The sequence below is a fragment of the Sphaerisporangium corydalis genome (assembly GCF_025506355.1).
In the GTDB taxonomy this organism is placed as follows: Bacteria; Actinomycetota; Actinomycetes; order Streptosporangiales; family Streptosporangiaceae; genus Sphaerisporangium; species Sphaerisporangium corydalis.
In genome coordinates this window covers 92,898-115,541 of record NZ_JANZYP010000001.1, presented here as the reverse complement: position 1 = coordinate 115,541, position 22,644 = coordinate 92,898, and the positions used below count along the sequence as shown (strand labels likewise).

General features: G+C 74.0%; 23 protein-coding genes. 19 read left to right on the top strand and 4 right to left on the bottom strand.

Translation table 11 applies throughout. The features are described from left to right. The first annotated feature begins 14 nt into the window (after positions 1-14). The 11 genes from NYZ98_RS00515 (at position 15) to NYZ98_RS00465 (ending at position 8,947) form a co-directional block, all read left to right on the top strand. Positions 15-1,889 carry an AfsR/SARP family transcriptional regulator gene (locus NYZ98_RS00515; protein ID WP_262840375.1) on the top strand — a complete coding sequence of 625 codons (1,875 nt, stop codon included), beginning with the start codon at positions 15-17 and terminating at the stop codon, positions 1,887-1,889. Between the two features lie 96 nt (positions 1,890-1,985). Beyond that, positions 1,986-2,315 carry a TcmI family type II polyketide cyclase gene (locus tag NYZ98_RS00510; RefSeq protein WP_262840373.1) on the top strand — a complete coding sequence of 110 codons (330 nt, stop codon included), beginning with the start codon at positions 1,986-1,988 and terminating at the stop codon, positions 2,313-2,315. Continuing rightward, complete coding sequence (locus tag NYZ98_RS00505; protein WP_262840371.1) at positions 2,308-2,727, top strand: cupin domain-containing protein; 420 nt, start codon at positions 2,308-2,310, stop codon at positions 2,725-2,727. Before NYZ98_RS00510 ends, NYZ98_RS00505 begins: the two co-directional genes overlap by 8 nt. Next, positions 2,724-4,094, top strand: a complete 1,371-nt coding sequence (locus tag NYZ98_RS00500) for a beta-ketoacyl-[acyl-carrier-protein] synthase family protein (RefSeq protein WP_262840369.1) — start codon at positions 2,724-2,726, stop codon at positions 4,092-4,094. The genes NYZ98_RS00505 and NYZ98_RS00500 overlap by 4 nt, the downstream gene beginning before the upstream one ends. Continuing rightward, positions 4,087-5,325 carry a ketosynthase chain-length factor gene (locus tag NYZ98_RS00495; RefSeq protein WP_262840367.1) on the top strand — a complete coding sequence of 413 codons (1,239 nt, stop codon included), beginning with the start codon at positions 4,087-4,089 and terminating at the stop codon, positions 5,323-5,325. Before NYZ98_RS00500 ends, NYZ98_RS00495 begins: the two co-directional genes overlap by 8 nt. Before the next feature lie 29 nt (positions 5,326-5,354). Next, positions 5,355-5,606, top strand: coding sequence for an acyl carrier protein (locus tag NYZ98_RS00490; RefSeq protein WP_262840365.1), 252 nt, complete (start codon positions 5,355-5,357; stop codon positions 5,604-5,606). A 15-nt stretch (positions 5,607-5,621) separates the two neighbouring features. Beyond that, a complete protein-coding gene (locus tag NYZ98_RS00485; RefSeq protein ID WP_262840363.1) occupies positions 5,622-6,089 on the top strand; it encodes an SRPBCC family protein in 468 nt (155 codons plus the stop codon). 61 nt (positions 6,090-6,150) lie between these two features. After that, the gene (locus NYZ98_RS00480) at positions 6,151-6,783 is read left to right on the top strand and encodes an antibiotic biosynthesis monooxygenase family protein (RefSeq protein ID WP_262840361.1); all 633 of its coding nucleotides are present in this window, start codon (positions 6,151-6,153) and stop codon (positions 6,781-6,783) included. Between the two features lie 60 nt (positions 6,784-6,843). Further along, entirely contained in the window at positions 6,844-7,224 is a 381-nt protein-coding gene (locus tag NYZ98_RS00475) for a SchA/CurD-like domain-containing protein (protein WP_262840359.1), read from the top strand. A 194-nt stretch (positions 7,225-7,418) separates the two neighbouring features. After that, positions 7,419-7,895, top strand: coding sequence for a MarR family winged helix-turn-helix transcriptional regulator (locus NYZ98_RS00470; RefSeq protein WP_262840357.1), 477 nt, complete (start codon positions 7,419-7,421; stop codon positions 7,893-7,895). Between the two features lie 62 nt (positions 7,896-7,957). Beyond that, a complete protein-coding gene (locus tag NYZ98_RS00465) occupies positions 7,958-8,947 on the top strand; it encodes a tyrosine-type recombinase/integrase (RefSeq protein WP_262840356.1) in 990 nt (329 codons plus the stop codon). Here NYZ98_RS00465 and NYZ98_RS00460 read toward each other — a convergent pair. Beyond that, positions 8,944-9,495 (bottom strand): GNAT family N-acetyltransferase, encoded by a 552-nt coding sequence (locus NYZ98_RS00460; RefSeq protein ID WP_262840355.1) that lies wholly within the window; start codon positions 9,493-9,495, stop codon positions 8,944-8,946. The two genes, NYZ98_RS00465 and NYZ98_RS00460, sit on opposite strands and share 4 nt — an antisense overlap. A gap of 336 nt (positions 9,496-9,831) precedes the next feature. On the opposite strand from NYZ98_RS00460, the gene NYZ98_RS00455 reads away from it, so the two are divergent. Both NYZ98_RS00455 and NYZ98_RS00450 read left to right on the top strand, forming a co-directional pair. After that, on the top strand, positions 9,832-10,500 hold the full coding sequence (locus NYZ98_RS00455; RefSeq protein WP_262840354.1) for a lysophospholipid acyltransferase family protein: 669 nt from the start codon (positions 9,832-9,834) through the stop codon (positions 10,498-10,500). Positions 10,501-10,608: 108 nt separating this feature from the next. Next, positions 10,609-12,243, top strand: a complete 1,635-nt coding sequence (locus NYZ98_RS00450; RefSeq protein ID WP_262840353.1) for a penicillin-binding transpeptidase domain-containing protein — start codon at positions 10,609-10,611, stop codon at positions 12,241-12,243. Positions 12,244-12,279: 36 nt separating this feature from the next. On the opposite strand, the gene NYZ98_RS00445 is transcribed toward NYZ98_RS00450, so the two are convergent. Beyond that, on the bottom strand, positions 12,280-12,561 hold the full coding sequence (locus NYZ98_RS00445) for a DUF3040 domain-containing protein (RefSeq protein ID WP_262840352.1): 282 nt from the start codon (positions 12,559-12,561) through the stop codon (positions 12,280-12,282). 136 nt (positions 12,562-12,697) lie between these two features. Between NYZ98_RS00445 and NYZ98_RS00440 the strand changes: the two genes are divergently transcribed. The 3 genes from NYZ98_RS00440 to NYZ98_RS00430 all read left to right on the top strand — a co-directional run bounded on the left by NYZ98_RS00440 (position 12,698) and on the right by NYZ98_RS00430 (position 17,521). Further along, the gene (locus NYZ98_RS00440) at positions 12,698-13,732 is read left to right on the top strand and encodes an Rv2578c family radical SAM protein (protein WP_262840351.1); all 1,035 of its coding nucleotides are present in this window, start codon (positions 12,698-12,700) and stop codon (positions 13,730-13,732) included. A gap of 115 nt (positions 13,733-13,847) precedes the next feature. Further along, positions 13,848-13,985 (top strand): hypothetical protein, encoded by a 138-nt coding sequence (locus NYZ98_RS00435; protein WP_262840350.1) that lies wholly within the window; start codon positions 13,848-13,850, stop codon positions 13,983-13,985. A gap of 236 nt (positions 13,986-14,221) precedes the next feature. After that, entirely contained in the window at positions 14,222-17,521 is a 3,300-nt protein-coding gene (locus tag NYZ98_RS00430; protein WP_262840349.1) for a S41 family peptidase, read from the top strand. 88 nt (positions 17,522-17,609) lie between these two features. On the opposite strand, the gene NYZ98_RS00425 is transcribed toward NYZ98_RS00430, so the two are convergent. Then, on the bottom strand, positions 17,610-18,569 hold the full coding sequence (locus NYZ98_RS00425) for a helix-turn-helix transcriptional regulator (protein ID WP_262840348.1): 960 nt from the start codon (positions 18,567-18,569) through the stop codon (positions 17,610-17,612). Between the two features lie 90 nt (positions 18,570-18,659). On the opposite strand from NYZ98_RS00425, the gene NYZ98_RS00420 reads away from it, so the two are divergent. Together NYZ98_RS00420 and NYZ98_RS00415 are read left to right on the top strand one after the other, a co-directional pair. Then, positions 18,660-19,397 (top strand): alpha/beta fold hydrolase, encoded by a 738-nt coding sequence (locus tag NYZ98_RS00420; RefSeq protein ID WP_262840347.1) that lies wholly within the window; start codon positions 18,660-18,662, stop codon positions 19,395-19,397. Positions 19,398-19,487: 90 nt separating this feature from the next. Then, on the top strand, positions 19,488-20,492 hold the full coding sequence (locus tag NYZ98_RS00415) for a BtrH N-terminal domain-containing protein (protein WP_262840346.1): 1,005 nt from the start codon (positions 19,488-19,490) through the stop codon (positions 20,490-20,492). A gap of 39 nt (positions 20,493-20,531) precedes the next feature. Here NYZ98_RS00415 and NYZ98_RS00410 read toward each other — a convergent pair whose 3' ends face one another. Beyond that, complete coding sequence (locus NYZ98_RS00410) at positions 20,532-21,560, bottom strand: LysR family transcriptional regulator (RefSeq protein ID WP_262840345.1); 1,029 nt, start codon at positions 21,558-21,560, stop codon at positions 20,532-20,534. Between the two features lie 71 nt (positions 21,561-21,631). On the opposite strand from NYZ98_RS00410, the gene NYZ98_RS00405 reads away from it, so the two are divergent. Further along, positions 21,632-22,525: a dihydrodipicolinate synthase family protein gene (locus NYZ98_RS00405; protein WP_262840344.1), complete on the top strand. Its 894-nt coding sequence runs from the start codon at positions 21,632-21,634 to the stop codon at positions 22,523-22,525. Positions 22,526-22,644 lie beyond the last annotated feature (119 nt).

Sequence of the window (22,644 nt, the reverse complement as noted above, 5' to 3'; positions counted from 1 at the left end):
TCCGCGGAGATGCCATGGAATTCCAGGTTCTGGGTCCGCTGCACGTCGGCGACGACACCACCGATCTGACGCCCAGCGCCGCCAAGGTGCGCGCCGTGCTCGCCATGCTCGTGCTGCGGCACAACCAGATCGTCTCCACACGGGAGCTGATCGACGAGCTGTGGGGCGAGCGCCCCCCGGCGACCGCGCTGCCCACCCTGCACACCTACGTGTACAAACTGCGCAAGATGCTGGGCACCGGCGGCCCGGCGTCGGTGGTCACCAAGCCCTACGGCTACCTGCTGGCGACCTCGCCCGAGACCATCGACGTCTACCGGTTCGAACGCCTGGTGGCCGACGGGTGGAGCGCGCTGGAACGCGACGACCCCGGACGCGCCACCACCTCACTGGCCCAGGCCCTCGGGCTGTGGCGCGGCCCCGCCCTGGCCGACCTGACCGCGGGCGAGCTGCTGTCGGCCCAGGTCACCCGCCTGGAGGAGGGCAGGCTGCGCGCCCTGCAACTGCGCCTTGAGGCCGACCTGCGGCTCGGCAGGCACGGCGAGCTGGTCAGCGAGCTCAAGGAGCTCATCGCCATCCACCCGCTCAACGAGGACTTCTACGCCAAGCTCATGACCGCCCTGTACCAGGTGGGGCGGCGCGGCGAGGCGCTGGAGGTGTACCAGAACCTGCGCGGGGTCCTGGTCGCCCAGCTCGGCGTGGACCCCTCCCCCGCCCTGTGCCGGCTGCAGCAGCGCCTGCTGTCGGTCGACCCCGGGCTCGACCAGCCTGACCTGGACCCCCTGCCGCCGCGCCCGCCCCGGGCGGGCGCCGGGACCGCGACCGGCACCCCGGCCCAGCTGCCCCCCGACATCGCCGACTTCGTCGGCCGCGCCGAGGCCGGCGACCAGATCGCCGCCATCCTGTCGGGCGCCGCCGACCCCGGCACCGCCATGCGGGTCGTGTGCCTCACCGGGATGCCGGGCGCCGGCGAGACGACCCTGGCCGTGCACGCCGCCCACCGCGCCCGCGCGGACTTCCCCTCCGGCCAGCTGTTCGCCGAGCTCGGCGGCGCCGGCGCCCCCGCCGACCCCGGCGAGGTCCTGGCCGGGTTCCTGCGCGCCGCCGGCGTACCGGCGGAGGAGGTCCCGGCCTGCCGCGACGAGCGCAGCAAACTGTTCCGCACCTGGTGCGGCGACCGCCGGGTGCTCATCGTCCTGGACGACGCCGACGGCCCGGCGCAGATCCAGCCGCTGCTGCCCGGGTCGGCCGGGTGCGCGGTGATCGTCACCAGCAGGACCGGGCTGCACGGGCTGGCCGGCGCCCAGACGGTGGAACTCGGGCCGCTCGGCGCCGGCGAGGGCCTGGAGCTGCTGGCCCGCATCATCGGCCCGGCCCGCCTGGAGGACGAGCGCGCCGCCGCCGAACGCATCGTCCACCTGTGCGGGCGGCTGCCCCTGGCCCTTCGGTGCGCGGGCGCCCGGCTGGCCGCCGGGCAGGGCCTGACCCTGGAGAAGCTCGCCGAACGGCTGCAGGACCCCCGGTCGCGGCTCGCGGAGCTGAGCGTGGCCGACCTGGACGTGCGCACCGCCTTCCGCGGCGCCTACGAGCGGCTCGGCGAACCCGAGCGCAGCCTGTTCCGGCTGCTCGGCCTGCTGCAGACCCCCTCCATCACCATGCGGCAGGCCGGGGCGCTGCTCGGCCGCGAGCCCGGCCACGCCGAACGCCTGCTGGACCGGCTGGCCGGCCGCCGGCTGCTGCGCGCCCGCCCCGAGCCCGGCGGCGAGGTGCGGTACACCATCCACGAGCTGGCCCGGCTGTTCGCCCGCGAGTGCCTGGAGCGGGAACTGGACGCCTGCGGCGAGCCCGCCCCCGGCGACCTGGCCGCCGCGCCCCGCGTCCTCGGCACCTGAGCGCGGGCCGGGGTTCGCGGCGGCACTAGCGCCGCATCAGCACCAGTCCAGACGATCCGGACACCATTGCCGTGTACGGACGAAAGGAGACTTGTGGTGCATCGGACGCTAATCGTGGCGAGGATGGAACCCTCCGAGACGGAGGCGGTAGCCAAGATCTTCGCCGACTCGGACGCCAGCGACCTGCCGCATCTCATCGGGGTGTCCAGGCGCACACTGTTCCGCTTCCACGACCTGTACTTCCACCTGGTCGAGGCCGACCACGACATCACCCCCAACCTGTACAAGGCACGCACCCACCCGCTGTACGGAGAGATCAACCAGCGGCTGGGCGAGCACATCCGGCCCTTCGACCCCGGCTGGCGCGAACCCAAAGACGCCATGGCCGAACCCTTCTACACCTGGGAGGCGGACGCACATGCCTGAGACCCGCCTCAACAAGATCAACGCCGGCCAGGTCGCGCCCAACCACCGCCGAGGCGGCGACATCCGCGTCCTGCTCGGCCCCAAGACCGCCGGCGCCACCTCGGGCTTCATGGGCGTGGCCTTCCTGCGGCCCGGCGAGCACTTCACCGAGCACTACCACCCCTACTCCGAGGAGTTCATGTACCTGGTACATGGAACGGTCCACGCCCGCATCGACGGCGACCAGGAGATCGTCCTCGAGCCCGGCGACGCCCTGATGGTGCCCAAGAACGTCCGCCACCGGATCGAGAACACCGGCACCGACGAGGCCTGCCTGGTCTTCCACGCCGGACCGCTGGCACCCCGGCCCGAACTCGGCCACGTCGACACCGAACCGTCCGCCGAGGACACCCCGGCGGGGAGCCCCCGGTGAACCACCTGGACACCCGCCCGGCCGCCCGGCGCCGCACCCGGGCACGCCCCGGCACCGGCCGCCCCTCCCGGGCACGCCAGGACCGCCGGGTCGTCATCACCGGCATCGGCGTCGCCGCGCCCGGCGGCATCGGGGTCACGTCCTTCTGGGACCTGCTCACCACCGGGCGCACCGCCACCCGCGCCATCACCCTGTTCGACGCCACCGGGTTCCGCTCCCGCATCGCCGCCGAATGCGACTTCGACCCCGGCGCCCACGGGCTCACCCCCCGGCAGGTCCGCCGCATGGACCGCGCCGCCCAGCTCGGCGTGGTCAGCGCCCGCGAGGCGCTCGCCGACAGCGGGCTCACCCCCGCCGACGTGCCGCCCGACCGGCTCGGCGTCTCCATCGGCAGCGCCGTCGGCTGCACCATGGGCCTGGAACAGGAGTACGCCGTCCTCAGCGACGGCGGCCGCGAATGGCTGGTCGACCCCGCCTACGGGGTCCCCCAGCTCTACGGCTACATGATCCCGAGCACTATCGCCACCGAGATCGCCTGGACCGCCGGCGCCGAGGGCCCGGTCGCCCTGATCTCCACCGGATGCACCGCCGGCCTGGACTCGGTCGGCCACGGCTACCAGCTCGTCAAGGAGGGCACCGCCTGCGCCGTGGTCGCCGGCGCCGCCGACGCCCCCATCTCGCCCATCACCGTCGCCTGCTTCGACGCCATCAAGGCCACCTCACCCAGCAACGACGACCCCGCCCACGCCTCACGCCCCTTCGACCTGGACCGCAACGGGTTCGTCCTCGGCGAGGGCGCCGCAGTCCTCGTCCTTGAGGAACGCGGCGCCGCCCTGCGCCGCGGCGCCCAGGTGTACGCCGAGATCGTCGGGTTCGCCAGCCGCAGCAACGCCTTCCACATGACCGGCCTCAAACCCGACGGCCGCGAGATGGCCGAGGCCATCCGCGACGCCCTGCGCCAGGCGCGGCTGCGCCCCGAGGACGTCGACTACGTCAACGCCCACGGGTCGGGGACCCGGCAGAACGACCGCCACGAGACCGCCGCCTTCAAAAGCGCCCTCGGCGAGCGGGCCTACCAGATCCCCGTCAGCTCCATCAAATCCATGATCGGGCACTCGCTCGGCGCCATCGGCTCCATCGAGGTCGCCGCCTGCGCCCTGGCGATCCGCGACAACGTCGTCCCCCCGACCGCCAACCTGCACACCACCGACCCCGAATGCGACCTGGACTACGTCCCGCTCACCGCCAGGGAACGGCCCCTTGAGGTCGTGCTGACCGTGGGCAGCGGCTTCGGCGGATTCCAGACGGCCATGCTGCTGGCCCGCGAACGCGACGGGCTCGCCGGACGGGGGAGCGGCCATGACTGAACGCACCGCCGACACGCCCCGCCCGGTCGTCACCGGGCTCGGCGTCACCGCCCCCAACGGCCTGGGCACCCAGGCCTACTGGTCGGCCACCCTGGACGGAAAAAGCGGCCTCGGCCCGATCACCCGCTTCGACGGCGAACGCTACCCGGTACGCGTCGCCGGGGAGGTCACGGAGTTCGACGACACCGAACACGTCCCGAGCCGCCTGGCCGTGCAGACCGACCACTGGACCCACCTCGGCCTCACCGCCGCCGGCATGGCCCTGGCCGACGCCGGCATCGACCCGGCCGACCTGCCCGAATACCGCATGGCCGTGGTCACCGCCGGATCCTCTGGCGGCACCGAGTTCGGCCAGCGCGAGATCGAGAAACTCTGGAGCCAGGGCCCCCAGTACGTCGGGGTGTACCAGTCCATCGCCTGGTTCTACGCCGCCACCACCGGCCAGATCTCCATCCGGTACGGCATGCGCGGCCCCTGCGGGGTCATCTGCGCCGAACAGGCCGGCGGCCTGGACGCCGTCGCCCAGGCCAGGCGGCTGCTCCGCCAGGACGCCTCGATGGTCGTCACCGGCGGCACCGACGCCTCCCTGTGCCCCTACGGGCTGGTCGCCCAGATGTCCACCGGGCTGCTCAGCACCCGCGACGACCCCGAACGGGCCTACCTGCCCTTCGACGGCGACGCCTGCGGGTACGTCCCCGGCGAGGGCGGGGCCATGCTCATCGTCGAGGGCGAGGACACCGCCCGCGCCCGGGGCGCGCGCCCCTACGGCGCGATCGCCGGGTACGGCGCCACCTTCGACCCCCGCCCGGACCACGGCCGCGAACCCCGCTCCAACCTGCGCCGCGCCATCACCCTGGCCCTGGAGGAGGCCGCGGTGCCGCCCGACCAGGTGGACGTGGTGTTCGCCGACGCCCTCGGCGTCCCCGCCGCCGACCTGGCCGAGGCACGGGCCATCTCCTCGGTCTTCGGGCCGCACGGCGTGCCCGTCACCGCCCCCAAGACCATGACCGGGCGCCTGTACGCCGGCGGCGCCGCGCTCGACCTGGCCTCGGCCCTGCTGTCCATCCGCGACGGGGTGATCCCCCCGACCGTCGGGACGCGCGCCGCCGCCCCCGCCTACGAGCTGGACCTGGTACGCGGCACCGCCAGGGACGGCCCGGTGCGCAAGGCACTGGTACTGGCCCGAGGCCACGGCGGGTTCAACGCCGCGCTGCTGGTCACCGACCTGTAGCGACCCATCTCGCGACAACGGAGAACCACATGACCACATTCACCCTGGACGACATCAGACGCATCATGGGCGGCTGCGCCGGAGTACCGGAGAGCGTCGACCTGGCCGGCGACATCGGCGACCTCACCTTCGCCGAACTCGGCTACGACTCCCTCGCGGTGCTGGAGATGGCCGCCCGCATCCAGCAGCGGATGGGCGTGCGCATTCCCGACGACGCCATCGACGAGATGAAGACCCCGCAGGCCGCGGTCGACTACGTCAACCGCCGGCTCGCCGCCTGACACCGGAGGAACGCCATGGCAGGACACACCGACAACGAGATCATCATCGCCAGCCCCCTGGACCTTCTGTGGAACATGACCAACGACGTGGAGTCCTGGCCCCGGCTGTTCAGCGAGTACGCGGCCACCGAGATCCTCGAACAGCGCGGGCCCACCATACGGTTCCGCCTCACCATGCACCCCGACGCCGACGGCAACGAGTGGAGCTGGGTGTCGGAACGCACCCCCGACCCCGCGACCAGGACCGTGCGCGCCCACCGGGTCGAACCCGGCTGGTTCAAGTACATGAACCTGTTCTGGGAGTACACCCAGGTCCCCGACGCCGTGCGCATGCGCTGGGTCCAGGACTTCGAGATGAAGCCCGACGCCCCGCTCAGCGACAAGCAGATGACCAAGCGCCTCAACGACAGCACCGTGGTCCAGATGAACCGGATCCGGCAGCTCGTCGAGGAGGCCGCCGAGCAGGCCCCCGCACGCATGTGACCCTTCGCCGCCGGCCCCGGCCGGTCCGAGCAGGCACCGACGCACGAAAGAGAGAGCGGGCATGAACGACAAGGACAACAACGTGTACCGGGTCATGGTGAAGATGCGGATCCACCCGGGCATGGAGCGGGAGTTCGAGCGGACCTGGCGCGAGATCGCCGCCGCCATCGCCCGCCACCCCGACAACGCCGGCCAGTCGCTGGCCAAGAGCCCCGACGAGGACGGGGTGTACTACATCGTCAGCGACTGGGCCGACGAGGAGCGGTTCCACCGGTTCGAGCACAGCCCCGAGCACGCCGCCAACCGCATGCGCCTGGACCCGTTCCGCGACCCGGCCGGCACCTCGATGATCCCGATGGTGGTGGCCTCGCGCCTGGGGTCGCGCCCCGGGTCGGGCCGGGTGCGCGTCGCGCTGTACCTCAACGAGCCCGAGTCCGACAAGGGGTCCATCGAGAGCGCCTACCACCAGATCAGCACCACGCTCGCGGGCCGGACCGGGCTGCGCGGCAACGAGCTGCTGCGCTCGCTGCGCGACCCGCGCCGCTACGCGGTGCTCAGCGAATGGGACGACGTGCCCACCTACCGCGAGTGGGAGCGCAGCCCCGACCACCTGCCGACGACCTCGCCGCTGGAGAGGTACCACGACAGGGGCCTGGGGATCTTCGGCTCCTACGAGGTCGTGGCCGCCTACTGACCCGGCCAGGCCGCCCACCCGGCGCGAGCCCTCGCGCCGGGACCCACGACGGAGGTTCACATGCCGTACGCAATGCTCACCTTCCGGATCAAGCCCGGACACGAGGCCGAGCTGGCCGACGTCTTCGGCGGCGCGCCGCCGCTGGAGTCGCCCATCGTCACCGGGCCCGGCGGCGAGGAGGTCGCCCGCCTGATCGGGACCGGGGTGTTCGTCAAGGACGACGTGCTGGTGCGCCTGGTCCACTACGAGGGCGACTTCGGGCAGATCGCCCGGCACCTGGCCGGCCAGCAGCACGTCCACGTCATCGAGGACCGCATCGTGCCGTTCCTGGCCGGCGCGCGCGACACGGCCACCGCCGACGGGTTCGCCGCGTTCTTCCGCGACGCGATGATGACCTGCCTCACCCAGGCCTCCAGCGAGACCCATCCCACCCGGCTGTGACATCGGCCGCGGAAGGCGGAGCCGGCGACCCGCCGCTCCGCCGAGCCGGGGGGCCGGGGGGGCCCCCCCCCCCCCGCCCCCCCCCCCCCCCCGCGCCCCGCCGTGGGGGGGCGGGGCCCCCCCCCCCCCCCCCCGGGGGGGGGCGGGGGCGCCCCCCCCCCCCCGCCCCCCCGCCGCCCGCGAATGGAGCGACCATGTCCCACGACCAGGACGTCCGCCTGCTCGAGGCGATCGGGCGCGAGACCGCCGACCTGCTCACCCAGGCCGACCGGCTCGTGGAGGCCCTCGCCGCCCGGGCGGGGCTGGACGGCGCGTGCTTCCGGTGCCTCGCCGTGCTGTGCCGCCAGGGGCCGCTCCCCCAGAGCCGCCTGGCGGCGCTCGCCGGGCTCACCGCACAGGCCGCCGCCGAGATCGTCGACCGCCTGGAGCGCCAGGGGTACGCCGGCCGCCGACGCGAGGACTCCGGCCGGCGCGTCCTGGTCCACGCCGACCGGGCCGCGCACCGCACCCGCCTGGAACCCGCCCTGCGCGACCTGCGCGAGAGCTGGCATCCCCTGGTCCGCGGCCGGTTCGACGACCTGGCGCTGGTCGCCGGTTTCCTCGCCGAGAGCCGCAGGCTCACCGATCTGGTGGGGACGATGCGCATCAGCCCCGACGCCTTTACAATGTAGATCAATAAAGCACGCCGCGCGCCCGGGAGTACGGGCCGGGGCGGGCGGCCTAGGATCGGCGGGTGGACCTGCCCGCGCTGCCCAGCACCGCCCCCGGCCCCCTCACCCCCGCCGGCGACCCGTACGCGGTCTACCTCGACTCCCTCACCAGCCCCGAGTCCCGCCGCACCATGCGCGGCTGCCTGGACAGGATCGCCCGCGTCATCTCCGGCGACCCCGCCGCCACCGGCGCCGGGCAGCCCTGGCACCTGCTGCGGTACGAGCACACCGTGCGCATCCGCACCGTACTGGCCGGGCAGGGCTGGTCGCCCGCCTACCTCAACAAGCACCTGGTCGCGCTGCGCCGGGTCATGCGCGAGGCCTGGCGGCTCGGCCAGGTGAGCGCCGAGGACTACCAGCGCGCCACCGACCTGCCCACCGTCCGCAGCACCCGGCTGCCCATCGGCCGGCACGTCCCCCCCGAGGTGGCCGGCGCCGCGCTGGCCGCCTGCGACGGCGACGCCTCCCCCGCCGGGGCGCGCGACGCGGCGCTGCTGGCCGTGCTGTACTCCACCGGCTGCCGGCGCGCCGAGGTCGCCGCGCTGGCCCTGTCGGACTACGACGCCGGCGCCCGCTCGCTGCGGGTGCGCGGCAAGGGCGACAAGGAACGCCTGGTCTACCTGACCGCCGAGGCGGTGGCCCGCACCGAGGCCTGGCTGTCGGTGCGCGGGCCCGCGGCCGGGGCACTGTTCGCCCCGATCAACAAGGCCGGACGGCTGCGCGCCCCCGGCGGCAGGCCCGCCGCCATGACCGGGCAGGCCGTCGCCGACATCCTGGCCCGGCGGCTGGCCGCCGCCGGGGCCGCCCGGCGCACCCCGCACGACTTCCGGCGCACCTTCATCGGCGAGCTGCTGGACGCCGGGGTCGACCTGGCCACCACCCAGGCGCTGGTCGGCCACGCCTCCCCCGTCACCACCGCACGCTACGACCGGCGGCCCGAGAGCCGCCGCCGCGAGGCCGTCGACCGGCTGCGCATGCCCGAGGCCCGCCCCCTGCGCCCCGGCGGCCCCTAGGCCCCGCGCGCGGCGTGCCAGTCGGCGGCCCTGAGCCGGTACAGCACGTGCGGGCGCAGCGGGCCGCCCTCGGGGACGTTCGGATGCTGGAAGTCGTCGGCGGGGTCGCGGGTCATGCCCAGGCGCCGCATGACCGCCTGGGAGCGCACGTTGCCCACCGCGGTCATCGACACCGCCTCGGAAAGGCCCTCGGTGAAGGCGTGGTCCAGGGCGGCGGCCGCCGCCTCGGTGGCGTACCCGTGCCCCCACGCCCGGCGGGCCAGCCGCCACCCGACCTCCACCGCCGGGGTGAAGTGCGCCGGGAAGGTCTGCCACACCAGCCCGGTGAACCCGGCGAACGCGCCGGTGCTGCGGATCTCCACCGCCCACAACCCGAGGCCGGGGTCCTGGAAGCCCGCCATGATGCGCCCCGCCAGCGCGTCGCTCTGGGCGGCGGTCAGCGTCGCGGGGAAGTGCTCCATCACCTCGGGGTCGGCGTTCATCTCGGCGAAAGGCCGCAGATCGTCCTCGCGCCACCGGCGCAGGACCAGCCGCTCGGTCTCCAGCATGGGGTCATCCTCCCCCAGATCTTCCCCTAAGGGGCGGCGGGATCGGCAGGTCTGGAATGACAACCGCCGCGAGTGGGTTAGAGTCGTGGAGCCGATGTGGTTGTGTCCCCCGGGCCGCAATTACCGCCTTCACGGAATACCGTTCGGCTGGAGCCGTGTTGTGCCTCTCGCCAAGGAGGCGACCGCCACATCGGCCTCAAACGTGAGCGTCCCGCGAGCTCGTCTCGCGGGGCGCTTCGTTGTACGACGATGTAACACTTTGTGTGCTGGCGTAACACAAGGTTTCCCGTCCGCGCCGTATGGTTGGCATTGGCCGTCCGCACACCGGGAGTGTCCGTGCTGTATCGCATCGCAAAGATCATCAGCAGTCCCGTCCTGCGGCTGCTGTGGCGACCCGAGGTCACCGGCTCGGCGAACGTGCCCCGCGCGGGGGCGGCGATCCTCGCCTCCAACCACCTGTCCATCCTGGACTCGGTGTTCCTGCCGCTGATGCTCCCCCGGCAGGTCACCTTCGTCGCCAAGGCCGAGTACTTCACGGGCAACCGCCTGACGGCCATGTTCATGCGCGGCACCGGCCAGGTGGCCATCGACCGCGAGAGCGCGGGCGCGGCGCAGGCGATGCTGGACGCGGCCCTCGGCGTGCTCACCTCCGGCGAGCTGTTCGGCATCTACCCCGAGGGCACCCGCTCCCCCGACGGCCGGCTGTACCGCGGCAAGATCGGCGTCGCCTGGCTGGCCCTGACCGCCGGGGTGCCGGTCATCCCGGTCGCGATGGTCAACACCGAGCGCGTGCTGCCGCCCGGGGCCACGCTGCCGAGGATCGCCAAGATCGGCGTCCGCATCGGCGAGCCGATGCGCTTCACCGGCGACCCCGCCAGGGCCAAGGACCGGCGGGCGGTCACCGACGAGGTCATGAACGCCATCCAGAAGCTGTCGGGCCAGGAGTACGTCCCCTCCTACGCCGCCAGCCAGAAGGACAAGGAACGGGGCCGGGAGGCCGCCTGAGGGGCACCGCTCAGGGCACCTGAGGGGGCACCGGTCACGGCAAAGGCGGGCAACGCGCGAAATCCCCGCGCTAGGCTCGACGCGACGTCGAGACACCGGGGGGAACGCGTGCCGCGCGGCCGTATCATCGCGATCACGTCTGTCGCGACCGTGCTGGTGGCGGGGGCCGCCGCCGGTGGCGCCTACTACGTCCTGCACACCCGCGGCAGCGCGGAGCTGACCGCCGCCCACTTCACCGCCGCCTGGCAGCGCGGCGACCTGGCCGCGATGCGGGCCGACCTGGCCGCGCCGGCCGACGCCTTCGACGCCGCCTACGCCGAGCCGGCCAGGAACCTCGGCGCCGGGCGCCCCACGGTCCGCCTGGGCGCGGTGACCCCCCGGGGCGAGGACCACGCCAGGGCCGCCTACACCGCCACCATGACCCTGAAGGACGTCGGCGAGTGGACCTACACCGGCTCGGTGGACCTGGTGGTCAAGGACCACTACTGGAAGGTCGCCTGGACGCCCGCGGCCGTGCACCCCGCGCTCGGCGGCCCGGCCCACCTGGCGCTGAAGACCACCTGGCCCGAGCGGGCCGCGGTCGAGGACGCGCGCGGGGGCCGCATCGACCAGGGCGAGGTGGGCGGGTCGGTCCAGCAGCTCGCCGGCTACCTCGACAAGGCGACCGGCAAGGACGTGGCGAAGCTGGGGTCCCCGTACAAGGCCGGTGACGCCATCGGCAGGAGCGGGCTGCAGCAGACGTTCCAGAAGGAGCTGGCCGGCGTCCCGGACACCGCCGTCGTGGTCACCGGCGGCGCGGCGGGCACGTCCGGCAAAGTGCTCACCACCTTCCAGGGCACCCCCGGCACCGCCGTGCGCACCAGCCTGGACCCGCGCGCGCAGAAGGCCGCCGTCGCCGCGGTGCGCGACCTGAAGAAGCCGGCGTCCCTGGTGGCGATCCGCCCCTCCACCGGCGAGATCCTCGCGGTGGTCAACAACCGCGGCGGGTTCAACCGCGCCCTGGACGGGCGCTACCCCCCCGGGTCGACGTTCAAGACCGTCACCGCCGCCGGGCTGCTGGCCCAGGGCCTCACCCCCGGGCGGAAGGTCACCTGCCCGGAGAAGGCCAGCGTCGGCGGGCTGGCGATCCGCAACTCCGACCACGAGGCGTTCGGGTCGCTCAGCTTCCTGGACTCCTACGCCCATTCGTGCAACACCACCTTCGCCCCGCTGGCCGCCGAGCACCTCAGCGGCGGCAGGCTGTACCAGGTCGCCTCCAAGATGGGGTTCAACCAGCCGCTGACCATCGGCGTGCCGGCCACCCGGGGCAGCATGCCGAAGCCGACGGGCCCGGCCGACCTGGCCGCCGAGTCCTTCGGCCAGGGACGCATCACCGCCAGCCCGCTGGTGATGGCCTCGGTCGCCGCGGCGGTCGCCGCCGGCACCTGGCGCCCGCCCACGCTGGTGCCCGCGCTGAAGCAGCGGCTCAGACCTCAGCCGCTGGAGGGCACCGTGGCGCGCGACCTGCGCACCATGATGACGGCCGTGGTCACCAAGGGCACCGCCAAGGGGGCGGGGCTGCCCTCGGGCACGGCCGGCAAGACGGGCACCGCGGAGTTCGGCACCGGCGGCAAGCTCGACTCCCACGCGTGGTTCATCGGCTTCCGCGGCGACGTCGCCTTCGCGGTGGTGGTGGAGGCGGGCGGCATGGGCGGCGAGGTCGCGGCCCCGGCCGCCGCCGGCTTCCTGCGCGGTCTGGACTAGCCGTCCCCTCCCGCCCGGGAGGGGACGGCCGCGCCCTCACATCGGCAGGGCGGCCGCGTCGTGATGAAAGACCATGATCAGCAAGGTGGCGATCAAGGTGGCGATCAGCAGCCAGCTCACCATGATGATGATCGTGGACTTGCTGGGGCCGCGCCGCGGGCCCCGGGCCTGGCGGGCGGTCCGCTTCCGCTCTCCGCTCTCCTTGCGCTGGACGCGCTCGTTGAACGACTCCAGCCGGGCTGCGAGTCGCGGATCCTCGTCGGTGAGGTAGTTCTCGATCTGGACAAGCATTCGCTCCTCGTCCTGCGACCAGGCCATGCCGAACCTCCCGGCAACGCAAGCGGTGTTCCGACGTTCTTCCCACGACGAAGATCTTTAGCCGTTTCGTCACCTGGTTTTTGCCGCTGGTTTCCCCCGGTTGCGACGGTGACCGAAAATCTGTTCTAATCCGGGGATGCGCTGGGACAACCTGCGCCTGACCGGCGACGGCCAGGACGCCCCCGACCTGCCGTTGTTCGCGCGCGGCGCGGTCGCCCGCACGTTCGACACCCCCGAGTTCCGGGGGATGACCTTCTACGAGATCCACGCCCGGACGATCGTCAACCGCGTCCCGGCGGCCAGCCACGTGCCGTTCTCCTGGACGGTCAACCCCTACCGGGGCTGCGCCCACGCGTGCACGTACTGCTTCGCCCGCAAGTCCCACGAGTACCTCGACCTGGACGCCGGCCGCGACTTCGACTCCAAGATCGTGGTGAAGGTGAACGCCGGGGAGCTGGTCCGCAAGGAGCTGGCGGCGCCGCGCTGGGGCGGGCACCCCATCGCGATGGGCACCAACGTCGACTGCTACCAGCGGGCCGAGGGGCGTTACGGGCTGATGCGCGGCATCCTGGCCGCGCTGCGGGACGCCGCCAACCCCTTCTCGATCCTCACCAAGGGCTCGCTCATCCTGCGCGACCTCGACCTGCTGACCGAGGCCGCCGAGGTGACCGACGTCGGCGTCGCGCTGTCGATCGGGTTCCTGGACCAGGACCTGTGGCGCTCGGTGGAACCCGGCACCCCCCGGCCGGCCAAGCGCCTGGAGGTGTGCGCCACCCTCACCGGCCACGGCCTGTCGTGCGGGGTGCTGATGGCGCCGATCCTGCCCTACCTCACCGACTCCCCCCAGGCGCTCGCGGCGGCGGTCGGCCGGATCGCCGAGGCCGGCGCCACCCACGTCACCCCCATCGTGCTGCACCTGCGTCCCGGGGCGCGCGAGTGGTTCCTTGCCTGGCTCGGCCGCGAGCACCCCCGCCTGGTCCCCCGCTACCTGGAGCTGTACGGGCGGGGCGCCTACGCCCCGGCCGCCTACCAGGCCCGCGTCGAGGCCGAGGTCGCCGAGCTGGCCCGCCGCCACGGCGTCGGCCGCCCGGCCGTCCCGCGCGTCCGCCGCGCCCGCCCGGCCCCGGCGCCGCCCGTGGACGCCGGGCCCGAGCAGCTCACGCTGCTCTGACCCGGCGCACGTCACTTATGGGTGATTGACTTCGCTCCTGGGTATTTAATGCGGGTGATGCGCTGAATAGGGCGCATTGTCGTTCATTGGCCGATCCATGACAACAGGGGGAATCATGGCGGGAACCGGAAAGAAGTCGAGCAAGGCCACGGGCAAGGCCAAGAAGGCCGCCATCAAGGCCACGCGCGAGACCAAACAGAATCAGCACGAGGAAGAGGACAAGCGCGGCCCGATGCCCGGCGAGGCCCAGTGATCCGTCGTCCGGCCCGGCGCGGAAAGCCGCCCAACATACCGACATGACTCGTAAATTGGGCAGTTGACCGCAAGCATGACCAGGCACCCTGCCTCCGGCCACCACGCGAGCACGCCGAACCGGCCCCCGGGCGCCCACCCGCCGGGCGTCCGGAGCCCGGAACGGGTCCGGCGCGGTCTCGACGCGGCGGCCCGGGTGCCTGATCATGGAAGCCCCCGGCCCGAACGCGAGGATCGATGTCCGCATACCTCCGCTTCCCCACGATCTTCGGCGAGGTCGTCGTCTTCGCCGCCGAGGACGACCTGTGGATGGTGTCCGCCGACGGGGGACGGGCCTTCCGCCTGACCGCCGGCGTCGCCGAGGCCGGCTACCCCCGCTTCTCCCCCGACGGCACCCAGATCGCGTTCGTCGGCCGCGAGGAGGGCCCCGAGGAGGTCTACGTCATGCCCGCCGACGGCGGCGCCGGACGGCGGATGACCTACGACGGCGCCACCTGCACCGTCACCGGATGGGACCCCACCGGCGCGGTCATCTACGCCAGCGACGAGGGCCAGCCCTTCGGCCGCCGCAAGTGGCTGCACCGCCTGGACCCCGGCGGCGCGTCCGAACGGCTGCCCCACGGCCCGGCCAACTCCATCTCCTACGGCCCCGGCGGCGGCGTCGTGCTCGGCCGCAACACCGCCGACCCCGCGCGCTGGAAGCGCTACCGGGGCGGCACCGTCGGCGACCTGTGGGTCGACCCGGAGGGCGGCGGCGAGTTCGGCCGCCTGGTCTCCCTGCCCGGCAACCTCGCCTCGCCCTGCTGGGTCGGCGGCCGCATCTACTTCCTGTCCGACCACGAGGGCATCGGCAACGTCTACTCCTGCACCCCCGAGGGCACCGGCCTGCGCCGGCACACCGACCACGACGACTACTACGCGCGCAACCTCGCCAGCGACGGCAGGCGGCTGGTCTACCACGCGGCGGCCGAGCTGTACGTGCTCGACCCCGCCGAGGGGGAGTCCCGCCGGGTCGAGGTGCGCCTCGGCAGCTCCCGCACCCAGCGCAACCGCCGGTTCGTCCCGGCCGGCCGCTACCTCGACAGCGCCACCCTCACCCCCGACGGCGCCGGCCTGGCGATCACCACCCGGGGCAAGGCGTACTCCTTCGGCAACTGGGAGGGGCCGGTGCGCCAGCACGGCGAGCCGGACGGCGTGCGCTACAGGCTGCTGACCTGGCTCGGCGACGGCGAGCGCCTGGTCGCGGCGGCCAGCGACGACGGCGACCGCGAGGTGCTGGTCGTGCTGACCGCCGACGGCGCCGCCGCCCCCCGGCCGCTGGCGGACCTGGACACCGGCCGGGCCATCGCCCTTTCGGTGTCACCGGCCGGCGACCGGGTCGCGGTGACCAACCATCGCAACGAACTGCTCGTCGTCGACCTGCCCGAGGACCCCGGCGGCCCGGCCGCCTTGACCGTGGCCGACAGCAGCCGCTTCGGCCGCGTCGAGGACGTGGTCTGGTCCCCCGCCGGCGACTGGCTCGCCTACACCTTCCCCGACACCGCGCAGACCACCGCCGTCAAACTCTGGCACGCCGCCACCGGCGAGACCCGCCAGGCCACCCGGCCGGTGCTGCGCGACTCCCGGCCCGCGTTCGACCCCGAAGGCCGCTACCTGTACTTCATCGGGCAGCGGATCTTCAACCCCGTCTACGACTCCCTGCAGTTCGACCTGGGCTTCCCGCTCGGCACCCGGCCGTACGCCATCACGCTGCGCCCGGACGTCGGCTCGCCGTTCGTCCCCGAAGCCCGCCCGCTGACCGGCGAGGACGCGGCCAAGAAGGGGGACGCCAAAAAGGACGCCCCCGCCACCGAGCCCGCCGCGGACGCCGCGCAGCCGGGGGACGAGGGCGAGACCGGCACCTCGGCCGAGGCCGGGGACCAGGCGCCCGGCACGCCCGCCCCGGCCGGGCTGGAGATCGACTTCGACGGCATCGAGCGCCGCGTCGTCCCCTTCCCGGTGGCCGAGGGCCGCTACGACCGGGTCGCCGGCATGAAGGGCAAGGTCCTGTTCAGCTCCTTCCCGGTGGAGGGCAGCCGGGGCGACGAGTTCTCCGAGTCCACCTCCGGCACCTTGCAGGCCTACGACTTCGCCAAACAGAAATGCGAGACCCTGGTCTCCGACGTCACCGACTTCCGCCTCGGCCAGGACGCCACCACACTGCTGTACCGCTCCCGGCAGCGCCTGCGGGTCGTGCGGGCCGGCGAGCAGCCCTCCGACGACGACGGCGCCGGCCGGGCCGGGGGGTGGATCGACCTGGACCGGGTCAAGGTCTCGGTCTGCCCCGAGGCCGAGTGGCGGCAGATGTTCCGCGAGGCGTGGCGCCTGCAGCGCGAGCACTTCTGGGTGCAGGACATGGCCGGCATCGACTGGGACGGCGTCTACCAGCGCTACCTGCCCCTGGTCGACCGGGTCGGCACCCGCGGCGAGTTCTCCGACCTGCTGTGGGAGCTGCTCGGCGAGCTCGGCACCTCCCACGCCTACGAGAGCGGCGGCGAGTACCGCACCCGCCCGCACTACTGGCAGGGCAAGCTCGGCGTCGACTGGGCGCACGCCGGCGGCGTCCACACCATCGCGCGCATCGTCACCGGCGACCCCTGGGACCCCGACGCCACCTCCCCGCTCAACCGGCCGGGCCTGGACGTGCGGCCGGGCGACGCGGTGGTGGCGGTCAACGGCCAGCCCACCGGCGCGGCGGCCGGGCCCGCGCGGCTGCTGGTCAACCAGGCCGGGCAGGAGGTCGAGCTGACCCTCAGGCGCGGCGACGCCGCCCCGAGGACGGTGACCGTCAAGGCGCTGTCGGACGAGCGGCCGGGCCGCTACCGCGACTGGGTGGAGGGCAACCGGGCCCGCACCCACGAGCGCACCGGCGGCAAGGTCGGCTACCTGCACATCCCCGACATGGGCCCGGAGGGGTACGCCGAGTTCCACCGGGGCTACCTGGCCGAGTACGACCGCGAGGGGCTGGTGGTGGACGTGCGCTTCAACGGCGGCGGCCACGTCTCGGGGCTGCTGCTGCAGAAGCTCGCCCGCCGCCGCCTGGGCTACGACTTCCCCCGCTGGGGGGTGCCCGAGCCCTACCCCGCCGAGTCGCCGCGCGGCCCGCTGGTCGCGATCGCCAACGAGTGGGCCGGCTCCGACGGCGACATCTTCAGCCACACCTTCAAACTGCTCGGGCTCGGGCCCCTGGTCGGCAAGCGCACGTGGGGCGGGGTGATCGGCATCTGGCCGCGCCACCGGCTGGCCGACGGCACGGTGACCACCCAGCCGGAGTACTCCTTCGCCTTCGACGACGTGGGGTGGCGGGTGGAGAACTACGGCACCGATCCCGACGTCGAGGTCGACATCACCCCGCAGGACTACGCACGGGGGGTCGACACCCAGCTCGAGAAGGCGATCGACCTGGCGCTGGAACGCCTGGCCCAGTACCCCCCGCACACCCCCAACCCCGCCGACCGGCCCCGCCTGGGCACCCCGCTGCTGCCCCCGCGCGGGTAGCCGGCCGCGCGCGGCGGGCACCGCGCCCCTCCCCCGGGACGGAGGCGGCCGGGCGGACGCGCTCGGTTCACGCGCGGGGCGGGTGCGGTCAGGTCACGCGGGCGGCGCAGGCGGTCAGGCGGGCCGCCAGGGCGGTGACCTCCTCGCGCAGGGCGTGGGGGGCAAGGACGGTGAACGGCCATCCGAGGCCGGCCAGCATCGCGGCCATGCCGTCCAGCCGTTCGGCGCGGCCGGTCATCAGCACCCCGCCCTCGGCGGGGCCGAGCGTGGCGGCCGAGGGCGGGATCCGGCGCCGGGCCTCGGCCAGGGTGGTCTCCAGCAGCACCCGCACCTCGTGCCGGTAGGGCACGCCCGACAGCGAGGCCACCACGTGCGCCACCGGGTCGAACGCCTCCGGGCCGGGGAACCCCTGCGCGAGCGGCTCGGCCGAGGCGACCCGGTCCAGCCGGAAGGTGCGCAGGTCCTGGCGCAGGTGGTCCAGGCCGGTGACGTACCACCGGCCCGAGTGGAACACCAGGCCGTAGGGGTCCAGCTCGCGCACGCTCTCCTCCCCCCGCCACGACCGGTAGCGCAGCCGCACCCGCCTGCGGCGGCGGGCGGCGGCGGCCAGGGTGAGCAGGGTGGCGGCGGCGGGGCGGGGCGTGTCGGCGGGCCGGGCGGTGTGCTCGACGGTGTCGGCCACCGCCTCCACCCGCTCGCGCAGCGCCGCAGGGAGCACCCGCTGGATCTTGGCCAGGGCGCTGGCGGTGGCGGTCTCCGACACCGCCAGGCCCGTGCGCCGGCCGGACAGCAGCCCGAGCACCACGGCGGCGGCCTCGTCCTCGGTGAGCATGAGCGGCGGCAGCTTGTACCCCGGCATCAGGCGGTAGCCGCCGTACCGGCCCCGCTCGGCCCGCACCGGGACGCCGATCTCGGCCAGGCGCAGCGCGTACCTGCGCACGGTGCGCTCGTCGACCTCCAGGCGGCGGGCCAGCTCGGCCCCGGTCAGCCCGGGACTGGCCTGGAGCAGCTCCAGCAGGGTGAGCACCTGGGTGACGGGATTCGGCATGGGCTCCTCGTTTTATCCGGACCGGTTCTGCCCGGATTCGATCCTAGGGTGCCAGGGAGGCACATCAGCGACACCCCTGAGGAGACACCTATGAGCACTTTCGTCCTGGTCCCCGGTTTCTGGCTGGGCGCGTGGGCGTGGCGGGAGGTCGCCGGCCCGCTGCGGGCCGCCGGGCACACCGTCCACCCGCTGACCCTGACCGGGCTCGCCGACCGCGCCCACCTCGGCGGCCCGGCCACCGACCTGGACACCCACGTCGAGGACATCGTGGCCACCCTCGTCCACGAGGACCTGCGCGACGTCGTGCTGGTCGCGCACAGCGGCGCCGGGGCCCCGGTCACCGGGGCGGCCGACCGGGTCCCCGAACGCGTCGGCAAGGTCGTGTACCTCGACAGCGGCCCGCTGGCCGGCGGCACGCGCCCGCTCGACCAGTACCCGCCGGACGTCCAGAAGATCATCGCCGATCACCTGAGCGACGGGTGGCGCTACCGTCCCCTGTCCTTCGAGCTCCATGAGTCGCTCGGCACCAGCACCGAGGGCCTGGACCAGGCGCGCCGATCCCGGATCGCCGCCAGGATGACCCCCCAGCCGTACGGCGCGCTCACCCGGCCGCTGAAGCTCACCGGTGGCGGGGAGGCGGCCCGCACACCGAAGGCGCTGGTCAGCTGCTCCTACCCGATCGGCCAGGTAAAGGAGATGATCGACCAGGGCCACCCCTACTTCGCGGCGCTGGCCGGCCCGGAGTGGGAGCTGCACGAGCTGCCGACCGGCCACTGGCCGATGTTCTCCCGCCCCGCCGACACCGCACGCCTGCTCGGCGCCCTCTGACAGGCCGTCGTTCTCCACCGGCCGCGCGCGCACCGGCGAACTGTCGGCGCCCCCTGGTAGGAAAGGGGATCGGCGAAGGGGGAGACCGGTTTGATCATCGAGGGTGTGGACGCGCGGGGCCTGCTGCACTGCGAGACGACGGCGCTGGGGGTGCTGCTGCGGCAGCAGGGGCTGGAGCTGTCCGAGCCGATGATGTTCGGGCTCGGGGCCGGCCTGGGTTTCGTCTACTGGGACGCCAAGGGGATGGACCTCCCGTTCCTTGGCGGCCGGGTCAGGCCGTTCGAGCTGACCAGGAACCTCGCCGGCCGGCTGGGACTGGACCTGGAGGTGCGGGAGACCACCTCGCGGCGCAAGGCCTGGCAGAACGTCACCGACCACATCGACGCGGGGCGGGCGGTGGGACTGCAGCTCGACAGCCACCACCTGGACTACTTCACCTCGAAGGAGCACTTCGGCGGCCACATCGTGGCCATGTACGGGTACGACGACGACGCCGCCCGCCTGGTCGACACCGGCCAGCAGGGCGGGGCGGTCACGACCGGCCTGGCCGCCCTGGCCGCGGCGAGGGCCGAACGCGGCCCGATGACGGCGCGGAACCGGTCGTTCACCCTCACCGTCCCCGAACGGGTCCCCGCCCCGCGTGACGTCGTCGTCCCGGCGATCAAGGCCTGCGCGGCGGGATTCCTCGACCCGCCCATCGCCAACCTCGGCCACCGTGGCATCGAGAAGACCGCCCGGCAGATCGGGAGGTGGTGGGGCCGCAGCGCGGACCCCGCCCGGGACCTGCCTCGGGCCGCGCTGCTGATGGAGCACGCCGGGACCGGCGGCGCCCTGTTCCGCAACCTCTACCGGGACTTCCTCGGCGAATGCGCGGAGCTGCGTGACGACGCCGCGCTGCGCACCGGCCACGAGATGTACGGGCGCGCCGCCGCGATGTGGACCGGCGTCGCCGGCCTGATCGCCAAGGCCGGCGAGTCCGGCGACCCCGCACCCCTGGACCAGGCCGCGACGCTCCTGCACGACCTCTCACGGCTCGAACACGACGCCATGCGGGCACTGGCCACCATCGAGACGCCGTCCGCGCCCGGACCATGACGTCGTGGATCGCGGCTTCGGGGCTCGCCCTGGCCGGGCCTAGTCGCCCGGCGAGCGGGGGTCGGCCAGGTGGTCCTCGGTCGCGGCGCGGATGGCGCGGACGCACGCGGCCACCGCCGGATGCTCCCCCGCTCCCCGGCGGTAGGCGACCCGGGTCCGGCGCCGGACCGGCAGCGGCAGGAGACGCACACCGCCCGGGGGCCGGCCGGCGCCGAGCCTCGGCACCAGGGCGACGCCCTGACCGGCCGCGACCAGCGCCAGCACGGCGGTGAAGTCGTCCACGTGGTGACGGACCCTCGGGGTGAACCCCGCCGCCTGGCAGGCGCGCCAGGCCACGGCATGGCACAGCGTGCCCGGCGAGGCCACGATCCAGTCCGCGTCCCGGAACCCACCGACCGGATCCACGGGAGCCGCGCCCCCCGGACCGGCGGGAGCCGCATGGACGGGAGCCGCGCCCTCCGAATCGGCGGGAGCCGCACCCTCCGCATGGACGGGAGCCGTGCCTTCCGGATCGGTGGGAGGCGCGCCCTGTGCCGTATCCGGGACCGCCAGGAAGACCGTCTCCTCCAGCAGGGGTGTCGAGTCGAGCGACGGGTCGGGCTCGACGGGGGCCAGGTCGTAGTCCTGCAGCAGCGCCACGTCCAGCCGCCGCTCCCGTAGCGCTTCCGGGGCGGCGGCCGGGTCCAGTTCGGTGACCATCAGGTCGAGCCCCGGGTGGTCGCGGCCCAGCGCGACCAGCGCCGCCGGCAGCACGGTGCGCACGGCGGTCGGGAACGCCCCGATGCGCACGGTGCCGCTCAGCCCGGTCCGGGTGGCGGCGAGGGTCGCCGAGGCCGCCTCCAGCGCGGCGAGCACGGTCTCGGTGTGCCCGACCAGCGCGGCGCCCGCCGGGGTGAGCGCCACCCCGCGGCCGGTCCGCTCCAGCAGCGGCACCCCCGCCTCCCGTTGCAGCGCCGCGAGCTGCTGGGACACCGCCGACGGCGAATAGGCGTGGGCCTGGGCCACCGCGGCGATGGTGCCGAGCCTGGCCAGGTCGCGGAGCAGCCGCAGGCGGCGCACATCAAGCACAAGCTCAGCTTACGCATGCCTTCACGAATCGGAACTGGTCCTTCACATTGGGCCGCGCGACGATGGTGCCCATGACACTCCACGGTCTCCACGTCCCATTGATCACTCCGTTCGAGGCCTCGGGCGAGGTGGCCCTCGGCGCGCTGGAGGCGCTCGCGCGGCGTCTGCTCGCCGACGGCGCGGCCGGCCTGGTCGCGCTCGGCACCACCGGCGAGCCCGGCGCGCTCACGGACGCGGAGAAGCGGGCCGTGATCGAGGTGGCGGCCCGGGTGTGCAGGGAGCGGCGGGCACCGCTGGTGGTGGGCGCGAACACGGCCGGGGAGCTGCGGGAGCTGGGCGGCCACCCGGAGGTCGTCGCCGCGCTGACCGTGGTGCCCCCGTTCGTCCGCCCCGGCCAGGAGGGCGTTCTCGCGCACTTCGCGCACCTCGCCGGGCTGAGCCCGGCGCCGCTGATCGTCTACGACATCCCGTACCGCACGGGCCAGTACCTGCCGGTCGCGGCGCTGCGCAGGCTCGCCGCGATCCCCGGCGTGGCCGGGGTGAAGTCCGCGCGCGGCGGGATCGACGAGGACACCGTCGGCCTGCTGGCCGACCCGCCCCCGGGGTTCGCGATCCTCGGCGGCGACGACCCGTACATCTCGCCGATGCTGGCCCTCGGCGCGCACGGCGGCATCCTGGCCTCGGCGCTGGTCGACACCGCCGGCTTCGCGCGGCTGGTCGGCGCGTGGCGGTCCGGCGAGGTGCGCGAGGCGCGCGCCCTCGGGCACCGCCTGGCGCTGCTGTCGCTGCGGCTGTTCGCGGAGCCGAACCCCACGGTGATCAAGGCGGTGCTGCACGCGCGCGGCGACATCCCCACCCCGGCCGTACGGCTGCCGCTGCTGGCCGCCTCTCCGGACACGGTCGCGGCGGCGCTGGAAGCCTGGGAGACCGTGTGGGGACCCAAAGCCGAGGCCTTTACTTTGTAGATCAAGGCCAGGTGGGTTGTCTCGGGGACCCGCCCACCGCAGAGGGGCGCGACCGGGGGGCAGGCGGCGGGTCGGCGGACCGTACATCCCCGAAGCCGACGACACCGCCGCCTGCCCAT

Coding starts and splice junctions, on each gene's coding strand:
- NYZ98_RS00515 (WP_262840375.1), top strand. CDS start 15: ATGGAATTCCAGGTTCTGGGTCCGCTGCACGTCGGCGACGACACCACC.
- NYZ98_RS00505 (WP_262840371.1), top strand. CDS start 2,308: ATGCCTGAGACCCGCCTCAACAAGATCAACGCCGGCCAGGTCGCGCCC.
- NYZ98_RS00495 (WP_262840367.1), top strand. CDS start 4,087: ATGACTGAACGCACCGCCGACACGCCCCGCCCGGTCGTCACCGGGCTC.
- NYZ98_RS00490 (WP_262840365.1), top strand. CDS start 5,355: ATGACCACATTCACCCTGGACGACATCAGACGCATCATGGGCGGCTGC.
- NYZ98_RS00485 (WP_262840363.1), top strand. CDS start 5,622: ATGGCAGGACACACCGACAACGAGATCATCATCGCCAGCCCCCTGGAC.
- NYZ98_RS00480 (WP_262840361.1), top strand. CDS start 6,151: ATGAACGACAAGGACAACAACGTGTACCGGGTCATGGTGAAGATGCGG.
- NYZ98_RS00475 (WP_262840359.1), top strand. CDS start 6,844: ATGCCGTACGCAATGCTCACCTTCCGGATCAAGCCCGGACACGAGGCC.
- NYZ98_RS00470 (WP_262840357.1), top strand. CDS start 7,419: ATGTCCCACGACCAGGACGTCCGCCTGCTCGAGGCGATCGGGCGCGAG.
- NYZ98_RS00460 (WP_262840355.1), bottom strand. CDS start 9,495: ATGCTGGAGACCGAGCGGCTGGTCCTGCGCCGGTGGCGCGAGGACGAT.
- NYZ98_RS00445 (WP_262840352.1), bottom strand. CDS start 12,561: ATGGCCTGGTCGCAGGACGAGGAGCGAATGCTTGTCCAGATCGAGAAC.
- NYZ98_RS00440 (WP_262840351.1), top strand. CDS start 12,698: ATGCGCTGGGACAACCTGCGCCTGACCGGCGACGGCCAGGACGCCCCC.
- NYZ98_RS00435 (WP_262840350.1), top strand. CDS start 13,848: ATGGCGGGAACCGGAAAGAAGTCGAGCAAGGCCACGGGCAAGGCCAAG.
- NYZ98_RS00430 (WP_262840349.1), top strand. CDS start 14,222: ATGTCCGCATACCTCCGCTTCCCCACGATCTTCGGCGAGGTCGTCGTC.
- NYZ98_RS00425 (WP_262840348.1), bottom strand. CDS start 18,569: ATGCCGAATCCCGTCACCCAGGTGCTCACCCTGCTGGAGCTGCTCCAG.
- NYZ98_RS00420 (WP_262840347.1), top strand. CDS start 18,660: ATGAGCACTTTCGTCCTGGTCCCCGGTTTCTGGCTGGGCGCGTGGGCG.
- NYZ98_RS00405 (WP_262840344.1), top strand. CDS start 21,632: ATGACACTCCACGGTCTCCACGTCCCATTGATCACTCCGTTCGAGGCC.